The sequence below is a fragment of the Streptomyces sp. SID5910 genome (assembly GCF_009862125.1).
Taxonomy (GTDB): Bacteria; Actinomycetota; Actinomycetes; order Streptomycetales; family Streptomycetaceae; genus Streptomyces.
The window spans coordinates 1-9,059 of the sequence record NZ_WWHX01000552.1; the positions used below are offsets into that span (position 1 = coordinate 1).

Here is a 9,059-nt window from a genome sequence, read left to right on the forward strand (position 1 = left end):
GTGCTCGATGCCGTGGACGATGCGGTTGTACTCGTCGTCGGTGAGGACGGCACCGATGGAGTTCTTGGCGAAGAGCAGCTCGACGCCCGGACCGGCGTCGAGGAGGACCGTGTCCTCGCTGACCTCCTTGACCGTGGCGTACATGCCCCCGATGGTGCGGACCCCGGAACCGGGTTGCATCTCGTTCCGCATGTTGGCGGCCTGCTGCTGCTTCTTCTTCGCCGACCGGGTCATCAGGAACATGGCCCCGATGAGCACGATGAACGGGAGGAGGGTCACGAGACTCACGGGTCGGTACTTCCTTCACACGACCGCGATGGTGAGCGGCCTGATGGTTGGGGGTGTGTACGCCGCCGACAGGGGCGGCATCGGCGGAGTCTAAGCGAGTCCGCGCGCATGGAACAACGCTCAGCATGGCACCGGGGTTCCTGCTCCGGCGAATGTCCTCGTCGTGAGGGGGGTGTCACGCCCCGAACAGGTCCTGTTGTCCGTTTCCGGAGTTCCGCGCGCTCGGCGGGGTGAGGCCGAGGTGCGCCCATGCCGCCGGGGTCGCGACCCGTCCGCGCGGGGTGCGGGCCAGCAGGCCCTCCCGGACGAGGAAGGGTTCGGCGACCTCTTCCACTGTCTCACGCTCCTCCCCCACGGCGACGGCGAGCGTGGAGAGGCCGACCGGGCCGCCGCCGAACAGCTTGAGCAACGCCTGGAGGACGGCCCGGTCGAGGCGGTCCAGGCCCCGGGCGTCGACCTCGTAGACCGCGAGGGCGGCGGCGGCGATGTCCTGGGTGATCAGGCCGTCGGCCTTGACCTGGGCGTAGTCCCGGACGCGGCGCAGCAGGCGGTTGGCGATGCGGGGGGTGCCGCGGGAGCGGCCGGCGATCTCGGCGGCGCCGGCCGGGTCGATCTCGACGTCGAGCAGGCCCGCGGAGCGGTGGACGACGCGCTCCAGCTCGGGCGGTCCGTAGAACTCCATGTGCGCGGTGAAGCCGAAGCGGTCGCGCAGTGGGGGCGGCAGCAGTCCCGCGCGCGTGGTGGCGCCGACCAGGGTGAACGGGGGCAGTTCGAGCGGGATGGCGGTGGCGCCGGGGCCCTTGCCGACGATGACGTCGACACGGAAGTCCTCCATCGCCATGTACAGCATCTCCTCGGCGGGCCGGGACATGCGGTGGATCTCGTCGAGGAAGAGGACCTCGCCCTCCTGGAGGGAGGAGAGGATCGCGGCGAGGTCGCCGGCGTGCTGGATGGCGGGGCCGGAGGTGATGCGGATGGGGGCGCCCATCTCGGCCGCGATGATCATGGAGAGGGTGGTCTTGCCGAGGCCGGGGGCGCCGGAGAGCAGGACGTGGTCGGCGGTGGCGCCACGCGCGCGTGCGGCGCGCAGCACGAGGTCGAGCTGTTCGCGGACCTTCTCCTGGCCGATGAACTCGCCCAGGTCCTTGGGGCGCAGGGCCGCCTCCACGGCCTGGTCCTCGCCGTCGGCGACCGAGTCCACCAGCCGCTCCCCGGCGGCCTCGGCGTCGGTCGTGTCGTCCCAGTTCATGAGGTGTGCCTCGGCTCTCGCTACGGACTATCGGGCGCGGTTCAGTGTCTGGAGGGCGGCCTTGAGCAGCTGCCCCACCTGGGGGGTGCCCTCCGCGGCCTCCGCCTGGGGGGCGACGGCGGACACGGCCTCGTCGGCCTCGCGGGTCGCGTACCCCAGGCCGATCAGGGCGGCGTGCAGCTGGTCGCGCCAGCCGGTGCTGACCGGGGCGCCGACGGCGGGGGCGCCGACGGGTGCGCCGAGGCGGTCCTTCAGTTCCAGCAGGAGCTTCTGGGCGCCCTTCTTGCCGATGCCCGGGACGGCGGTCAGGGCCTTCTCGTCGCCGGTGGAGACGGCCCGGCGCAGGGCGTCGGGGCTGTGCACGGCGAGCATGGCCTGCGCGAGGCGGGGGCCGACGCCGCTGGCGGTCTGGAGCAGCTCGAAGACCTGGCGTTCGTCGTCGTCGGCGAAGCCGTACAGCGTCAGGGAGTCCTCGCGGACGACGAGGGAGGTGGCGAGCTTGGCGGGCTTGCCGAGGCGGAGGGTGGAGAGCGTGTTCGGCGTGCACTGGACGGCCATGCCGACACCGCCGACCTCGACCACCGCGGTGTCGGGGGCGAGGGCGGCGACCGTGCCGCTGACGAAGGCGATCATGCCGTGTGGCCTTTCGGTGCGTGCGGGGTCTTGGGGGTGCGGGTCTTCGGGGTGCGCGGGCTTCCCGGGGCCTTGAGGGTCCGGGGGGCGTGCAGGGCGGCGGCCTGCTGGAGCCGGTTCTGCGCGGGGGCGCGCCAGATGTGGCAGATGGCGAGGGCCAGCGCGTCGGCGGCGTCGGCGGGCTTCGGGGGCGCGGCCAGCCGCAGCAGGCGGGTGACCATGGCGCCCACCTGGGCCTTGTCGGCGCGTCCGCTGCCGGTGACGGCGGCCTTGACCTCGCTGGGGGTGTGCAGGGCGACGGGGATGCCGCGGCGGGAGGCGCACAGGATGGCGACGGCGCTGGCCTGGGCGGTGCCCATCACGGTGCGGACGTTGTGCTGGGCGAAGACGCGCTCGACCGCGACGAACTCCGGGCGGTGCTCGTCGAGCCACTGCTCGATGCCCTGTTCGACGGCGACGAGGCGGTGGCCGAGGTCGGCGTCCGCGGCAGTGCGGACGACGCCGACGCCCAGCATGGTCAGCGGCCGGCCCGCGACGCCCTCGACGACACCGATCCCGCAGCGGGTCAGCCCCGGGTCCACCCCCAGTACACGCACGCCCACGCCCTCCCGTCGATCACCTGTTTGTGCAGGCTATCGGGTGCCACCGACAACGGCGGCGGGCCGGGGGGACGTGTCCCCCCGGCCCGCCGGGAACGCCTTGCGCGCGGAAGCCCGCGGAGCGTTACGCGTCGACCTTCTCCATGACCTCGTCGCTGACGTCGAAGTTGGCGAAGACGTTCTGCACGTCGTCGCTGTCCTCGAGGGCGTCGATCAGCTTGAAGATCTTCCGGGCGCCCTCCTCGTCCAGCTCGATCTGCATGGTCGGGACGAAGTTGGCGTCGGCGGACTCGTAGTCGATGCCGGCGTCCTGGAGGGCGGTGCGGACCGCGACCAGGTCGGTGGCCTCGCTGAGGACCTCGAAGGTCTCGCCGAGGTCGTTGACCTCCTCGGCGCCCGCGTCCAGGACGGCGCCGAGCACGTCGTCCTCGCTCAGCTCGCCCTTGGGGACGATCACGACGCCCTTGCGGTTGAACAGGTACGACACCGAACCCGGGTCGGCCATCGAGCCGCCGTTGCGGGTCATGGCGACGCGGACGTCGGAGGCGGCGCGGTTGCGGTTGTCGGTGAGGCACTCGATGAGCACCGCGACACCGTTGGGACCGTAACCCTCGTACATGATCGTCTCGTAGTCGGCGCCGCCGGCCTCCAGGCCGCCGCCGCGCTTGACCGCGGAGTCGATGTTCTTGTTGGGGACCGACTGCTTCTTCGCCTTCTGAATGGCGTCGTACAGCGTCGGGTTGCCCTCGATGTCGACGCCGCCCATGCGCGCCGCGACCTCGATGTTCTTGATCAGCTTCGCGAAGAGCTTGCCGCGCTTGGCGTCGATCACGGCCTTCTTGTGCTTCGTCGTAGCCCATTTAGAGTGGCCGGACATCTGCCTGTCTCCTTCGCGTAACCCATCTCTGCAACGAACGCAGGAATCCTACAAGGACTCCGCCGCACCGTTCGCGCGCACCATGTCGGCGAAGAGCCGGTGGACGCGGTGGTCGCCGGTCAGCTCCGGGTGGAACGACGTGGCCAGCGCGTTGCCCTGGCGGACGGCGACGATATGGCCGTCGTGCTCGGCGAGCACCTCGGCCGCGGCGCCCACGGACTCGACCCAGGGGGCGCGGATGAAAACGCCCTCGACGGGCTCGCCCGCCACGCCCGCGACGGCGACGGCCGCCTCGAAGGACTCGTTCTGGCGTCCGAAGGCGTTGCGGCGCACGATCATGTCGATGCCGCCGACGGTCTCCTGGCCCGAGCGCGGGTCGAGGATCTTGTCGGCCAGCATGATCATGCCCGCGCACGTGCCGTAGACGGGCATGCCGTCGCGCACGCGCGCGCGGAGGGGCTCCATCACGCCGAAGAGCACGGCCAGCTTGGAGATGGTGGTGGACTCGCCGCCGGGGATGACCAGGCCGTCCACCTCGGCGAGTTCTTCGGGGCGCCTCACCGGCCTGGCCACGGCGTCGGCCGCGGCCAGGGCGACAAGGTGCTCCCGTACGTCGCCCTGGAGGGCCAGGACGCCGATGACGGGGGTGTCACTCATGGTTCCGGTGCCTTACCAGCCGCGGTTGGCGTAGCGCTCGGTCTCGGGGAGGGTGTCGCAGTTGATGCCGACCATGGCCTCGCCGAGGTTGCGGGACGCGTCCGCGATGATCTTCGGGTCGTCGTAGAAGGTGGTGGCCTTCACGATGGCGGCGGCGCGCTTGGCCGGGTCGCCGGACTTGAAGATGCCGGAGCCGACGAAGACGCCCTCGGCGCCGAGCTGGCGCATCAGCGCGGCGTCGGCGGGGGTGGCGACACCGCCGGCGGAGAACAGGACGACCGGGAGCTTGCCCAGCTCGGCGACCTCGCGGACCAGCTCGTACGGGGCGCGCAGCTCCTTGGCGGCGGCGTACAGCTCGTTGTTGTCGTAGCCGCGCAGGCGGGCGATCTCGTTCTTGATCTGGCGCAGGTGGCGCACGGCCTCGACGACGTTGCCGGTGCCGGCCTCGCCCTTGGAGCGGATCATGGCCGCGCCCTCGGCGATGCGGCGCAGGGCCTCGCCGAGGTTGGTGGCGCCGCAGACGAACGGGGTCGTGAAGGCGAACTTGTCGCTGTGGTTGACCTCGTCGGCCGGGGTCAGGACCTCGGACTCGTCGATGTAGTCGACGCCGAGGGACTGGAGGACCTGCGCCTCGACGAAGTGGCCGATGCGGGACTTGGCCATCACCGGGATGGAGACGGCGCCGATGATGCCCTCGATCATGTCCGGGTCGGACATCCGGGCCACGCCGCCGTCCTTGCGGATGTCGGCCGGAACCCGCTCCAGGGCCATGACGGCGACGGCGCCCGCGTCCTCGGCGATCTTCGCCTGCTCCGGCGTGACGACGTCCATGATCACGCCGCCCTTGAGCTGCTCGGCCATGCCGCGCTTCACACGGGCGGTGCCGGTCTCGGGGGTCTGGTTTTCGGAGAGCGTGCTGGACACGGGTACCTCGCTGAGAAAGGGGGGTTTGTGCAGCACTGAGGAAACGTGAAGGGACCAGGCCACAGCAAGGGCCAATGGGAAGCCGGTGGATCCTTTTGCGGCGGAGGGGCCGGAAACGGCGGCTACGCGGCCCTGTCCACCAGCGCTGCCGGCGGCTCGTCGTCCATCTCGAAGGCCAGCGGGAACGGGGCGTGTCCGGCCAGCCGGAACCAGCGCACCTTGCGGTGTTCGCGCAGGCGGCGCGCGGCACCCACGGCGTCGTTGTGGAAGCGCCGGGCCATCGGCACCCTGCGGACCGCCTCGGTCAGTTCGCGGGCCGCCTCCTCTCCCCCGGGCGCCTCGCGCACCGCCTCCACCTGCCGGGCGTCCTCGAACACCGCCCGCAGGGCCTGGCTCAGCTCGCTCTCGGCGACCTCGCGCTGCTCCTCCTCGGACTGCCGGGCGGCGTGCGCGGCCTCGTACAGGACGATCGACGCGGCCGGGTCAAGCACGCCCGCGGTGGCCAGTTCCTGTGCCACGGAGGCCCGGCGCAGCAGCTGCGCGTCGAGCGCGGCACGGGCGGCGTCGATGCGGGCGTGCAGACGGTCCAGACGGCCTGCCGTCCAGCTGAGGTACAGGCCGATCGCGACGAGGACGACCAGGATCCAGATGAGGGTTGGAGTCACGGGCCGCAACCCTAGTCAACCCCGGCGAGACCGAGAATCCCGGCGTCCGCCGCGGGGCCCCGGCGCCCGGCGGTCAGTCCTTCGCCGCCAGGCCGAACCTCGCGCGCAGGCCCGTCGCGCGGTCGTCCGCCGCCACCGCCGCCGCTCCCGCCGTGACCGTCTCGTACACGGACAGGATGTCCGCGCCGACCGTCGACCAGTCGAAGCGCCGTACGTGCGCGCTGCCCCGCTCCCGCAGCTCCGCCCGGCGCTCCGGGTCGGCCAGCAGCCGGACCGCCGCGTCGGCCAGCGCGTCGGCGTCCTCGTTGGCGAAGAGCTCGCCGGCCGCGCCCTGGTCGAGGACCTGAGCGAAGGCGTCGAGGTCGGAGGCGAGGACGGGGGCGCCCGCCGACATGGCCTCGACGAGGATGATGCCGAAGCTCTCGCCACCGGTGTTGGGCGCCACGTACAGGTCGACGCTGCGCAAGAAGCGGGCCTTGTCCTCGTCGCTGACCATGCCGAGGAACTCCACCCGGGAGCGCAGCTCGGCGGGCAGGGACGCCACCGCCTCCTTCTCGTCGCCGCGTCCGGCGACCAGCAGACGGGTCTCCGGACGTGCCGCGAGGATCTTCGGCAGGGCCCGCATCAGCACGGGCAGTCCCTTGCGCGGTTCGTCGATGCGCCCGATGAAGCCGATCGTGCCGCCCTGCCACTCGGGCTTCGGCTCCGCGCCGGCGAAGAAGCCGACGTCGACGCCGTTGGGGATGACGACCGCGTCCCCGCCCAGGTGCTCGACGAGGGTACGGCGGGCGTACTCGCTCACCGCGATCCGGGCGCTGATCTTCTCCAGCGCGGCCTGGAGGATCGCGTAGGCGGCGATCATCGCCCGCGAGCGCGGGTTGGAGGTGTGGAAGGTGGCCACGATCGGGCCCTGCGCCGCCCAGCAGGTCAGCAGGCCCAGGGACGGCGAGGTCGGCTCGTGGATGTGGATGACGTCGAAGGCGCCCTCGTGCAGCCAGCGGCGTACCCGGGCCGCCGACAGGAAGCCGAAGTTCAGGCGGGCCACCGAGCCGTTGTACGGCACCGGTACGGCGCGCCCGGCCGAGACGACGTACGGCGGCAGCGGGGTGTCGTCGTCGGCGGGGGCGAGGACGGACACCTCGTGGCCGAGGCGGAGGAAGTACTCGGCGAGGTCGCGGATGTGGAACTGGACGCCGCCCGGCACGTCCCAGGAGTACGGGCAGACGATGCCGATCCTCACGAGGCGTCCCGCCCCGGGGCCGTGGGTGCCTTGGCGGGGTCGAGGTCCTTGAGCCACAAGCGCTGGAGCATGTGCCAGTCCTCCGGATGGTCGGCGATCCCGGTGGCGAAGGCGTCGGCCAGCGCCTGTGTCATGACGGACGTCTTCTCGCGTCGCGTACCTGACCCGGGCACCTCGACGGGAGGGTGCACCCGCCCCTGCATGACCGGCGAGTCGTCGTACCACAGCGTCACCGGCAGCAGCCGGGCGCCGGTCTGCTGGGCGAGGAGGGCGGGGCCGGCCGGCATACGGGCCGTCTCGCCGAAGAAGCCGACCTCCACGCCGGACGCGGACAGGTCCCGGTCGGCGACCAGGCAGACCAGGCCGCCGTCGCGCAGCCGCCGGGCCAGCGTGCCGAAGGCCGTGCCGCCGCTGTGCGGCAGGACCTCCATGCCGAGGCCCTCCCGGTAGGCGACGAAGCGGTCGTAGAGGGTCTCCGGCTTGAGGCGCTCGGCGACCGTGGTGAAGGGGATGCCCAGCTTCGTGGTGACCCAGGCGCCGGCGAGGTCCCAGTTGGCCAGGTGCGGCAGGGCGAGTATCACGCCCTTGCCCGCGGCCATGCCCTCGGTCAGATGGTGCAGGTCCTTGGGGGCGAAGCCCTCCTTGACGCGCTCGGCGCTCCAGGCGGGCAGCCGGAAGGACTCCATCCAGTAGCGCAGGTACGAGCGCATGCCCGCGCGCGAGAGCTCGGCGAGCCGCTCCGGGCCCGCGTCCGGCACCACGCGCGCGTAGTTGCTCTCCAGCCGCCGCACACCCGTGCCGCGCTGCTTCCAGGCGAGGTCCGCGACGGTACGGCCGAGGCGCACCGCGGCCGGCTCGGGGAGCTTCTTGACGGTGCTCCAGCCGGCGCCGTACAGAGCGTCGGACAGCCGGTCCCGTGCGCTCACTTCGCCGCCTCGGTGCCCTGGTTCTCCTGCGCGGCGGCGTCCGCCTCGGCGGCCTCCCGGCGGACCGTGACGACCCGCTGGACGAGCGTGACGAGGCTGCCGACGGCGACGATCCACAGGGCGATCGGCAGCAGGTACTGGATGCCGGGCACGCCGAACTTGTGCAGCCCCGCGAAACCGGCCGCGACCAGGGAGACGACGAGGCGCTCGGCGCGCTCGACCAGCCCGTTGACGGCGACCGGCAGCCCGATCGCCTCGCCGCGCGCCTTCGTGTACGACACCACCTGACCGCTGGCCAGGCAGAAGATCGACACCGCGCACAGCACGTTGTCGTCGCCCGCGCCCGCGTACCAGAGGGCGAAACCGCCGAAGATCGCGCCGTCGGCGACCCGGTCCAGGGTGGAGTCCAGGAAGGCGCCCCAGCGGCTGGAGCGGCCGAGCTGGCGGGCCATGTTGCCGTCGACGAGGTCGGAGAACACGAACAGGGTGATCACGACCGTGCCCCAGAAGAACTCGCCCATGGGGTAGAAGACCAGCGCTCCCGCGACCACACCGGCGGTGCCGATCAGCGTGACCGTGTCCGGGCTGACGCCCCTGCGGATGAGAAACGCGGCGAACGGTGTGAGGACACGCGTAAAAAATGCACGCGCGTACTTGTTCAGCATGGCCTTCCCGACGGTCGGTGTGGCCGCGCGGCCCTTGCTGGCCACCGGCTGGCCCATCGTAGTCACGCGCGCGCGTGCCCGGCGGACGGGCACCCGAACCCGTGGCTCCGCCGCCGGTGGGCCCCGGCGCCGTGGCCGTCCTGCGTCCGTCGTATGGACGCGGCGTGACGGGAGTGGGAATCTCGAAGGACCGCGGGCGTCGCCGGAGCCGCCAGTGCACGCGGTCCCGCGCGTCCGCGCCCACACGACCTCACCGTGCACGGGAGGCAAGGACATGGGCGACAAGGCACATACCCACCCCGGAGCCGCCGGCAGGGCAACGGCGGCCGACCATCA

General features: G+C 72.1%; 11 protein-coding genes. All 11 read right to left on the reverse strand.

The annotated features are described in order from the left end of the window. On the reverse strand, nt 1–288 hold a 288-nt coding region (gene yajC / locus GTW67_RS19155), incomplete at its 3' end, for a preprotein translocase subunit YajC (RefSeq protein WP_161166040.1). A 175-nt stretch (nt 289–463) separates the two neighbouring features. Then, the gene (ruvB, locus tag GTW67_RS19160; RefSeq protein WP_161166041.1) at nt 464–1,537 is read right to left on the reverse strand and encodes a Holliday junction branch migration DNA helicase RuvB; all 1,074 of its coding nucleotides are present in this window, start codon (nt 1,535–1,537) and stop codon (nt 464–466) included. A gap of 27 nt (nt 1,538–1,564) precedes the next feature. Next, complete coding sequence (ruvA, locus tag GTW67_RS19165) at nt 1,565–2,170, reverse strand: Holliday junction branch migration protein RuvA (protein ID WP_161166042.1); 606 nt, start codon at nt 2,168–2,170, stop codon at nt 1,565–1,567. Next, entirely contained in the window at nt 2,167–2,766 is a 600-nt protein-coding gene (ruvC, locus tag GTW67_RS19170; RefSeq protein WP_161166043.1) for a crossover junction endodeoxyribonuclease RuvC, read from the reverse strand. The genes ruvA and ruvC overlap by 4 nt, the downstream gene beginning before the upstream one ends. 127 nt (nt 2,767–2,893) lie before the next feature. After that, on the reverse strand, nt 2,894–3,646 hold the full coding sequence (locus GTW67_RS19175; RefSeq protein ID WP_161166044.1) for a YebC/PmpR family DNA-binding transcriptional regulator: 753 nt from the start codon (nt 3,644–3,646) through the stop codon (nt 2,894–2,896). Between the two features lie 48 nt (nt 3,647–3,694). Beyond that, on the reverse strand, nt 3,695–4,303 hold the full coding sequence (gene pdxT / locus GTW67_RS19180; protein ID WP_161166045.1) for a pyridoxal 5'-phosphate synthase glutaminase subunit PdxT: 609 nt from the start codon (nt 4,301–4,303) through the stop codon (nt 3,695–3,697). Nucleotides 4,304–4,315: 12 nt separating this feature from the next. Continuing rightward, the gene (gene pdxS, locus GTW67_RS19185) at nt 4,316–5,227 is read right to left on the reverse strand and encodes a pyridoxal 5'-phosphate synthase lyase subunit PdxS (protein ID WP_161166046.1); all 912 of its coding nucleotides are present in this window, start codon (nt 5,225–5,227) and stop codon (nt 4,316–4,318) included. 122 nt (nt 5,228–5,349) lie between these two features. Next, on the reverse strand, nt 5,350–5,892 hold the full coding sequence (locus tag GTW67_RS19190) for a LemA family protein (protein WP_161166047.1): 543 nt from the start codon (nt 5,890–5,892) through the stop codon (nt 5,350–5,352). 73 nt (nt 5,893–5,965) lie between these two features. Beyond that, nucleotides 5,966–7,132 carry a glycosyltransferase gene (locus GTW67_RS19195; protein ID WP_161166048.1) on the reverse strand — a complete coding sequence of 389 codons (1,167 nt, stop codon included), beginning with the start codon at nt 7,130–7,132 and terminating at the stop codon, nt 5,966–5,968. Continuing rightward, nucleotides 7,129–8,058, reverse strand: a complete 930-nt coding sequence (locus GTW67_RS19200) for a phosphatidylinositol mannoside acyltransferase (protein WP_161166049.1) — start codon at nt 8,056–8,058, stop codon at nt 7,129–7,131. The genes GTW67_RS19195 and GTW67_RS19200 overlap by 4 nt, the downstream gene beginning before the upstream one ends. Further along, a complete protein-coding gene (gene pgsA / locus GTW67_RS19205) occupies nt 8,055–8,780 on the reverse strand; it encodes a phosphatidylinositol phosphate synthase (protein WP_161166050.1) in 726 nt (241 codons plus the stop codon). Before pgsA ends, GTW67_RS19200 begins: the two co-directional genes overlap by 4 nt. Nucleotides 8,781–9,059: the final 279 nt, after the last annotated feature.

Bases quoted from the DNA above. Each gene is read 5' to 3' on its own strand.
- ruvB (WP_161166041.1), bottom strand. From the start codon at position 1,537: ATGAACTGGGACGACACGACCGACGCCGAGGCCGCCGGGGAGCGGCTG.
- GTW67_RS19175 (WP_161166044.1), bottom strand. From the start codon at position 3,646: ATGTCCGGCCACTCTAAATGGGCTACGACGAAGCACAAGAAGGCCGTG.
- ruvA (WP_161166042.1), bottom strand. From the start codon at position 2,170: ATGATCGCCTTCGTCAGCGGCACGGTCGCCGCCCTCGCCCCCGACACC.
- pgsA (WP_161166050.1), bottom strand. From the start codon at position 8,780: ATGGGCCAGCCGGTGGCCAGCAAGGGCCGCGCGGCCACACCGACCGTC.
- pdxT (WP_161166045.1), bottom strand. From the start codon at position 4,303: ATGAGTGACACCCCCGTCATCGGCGTCCTGGCCCTCCAGGGCGACGTA.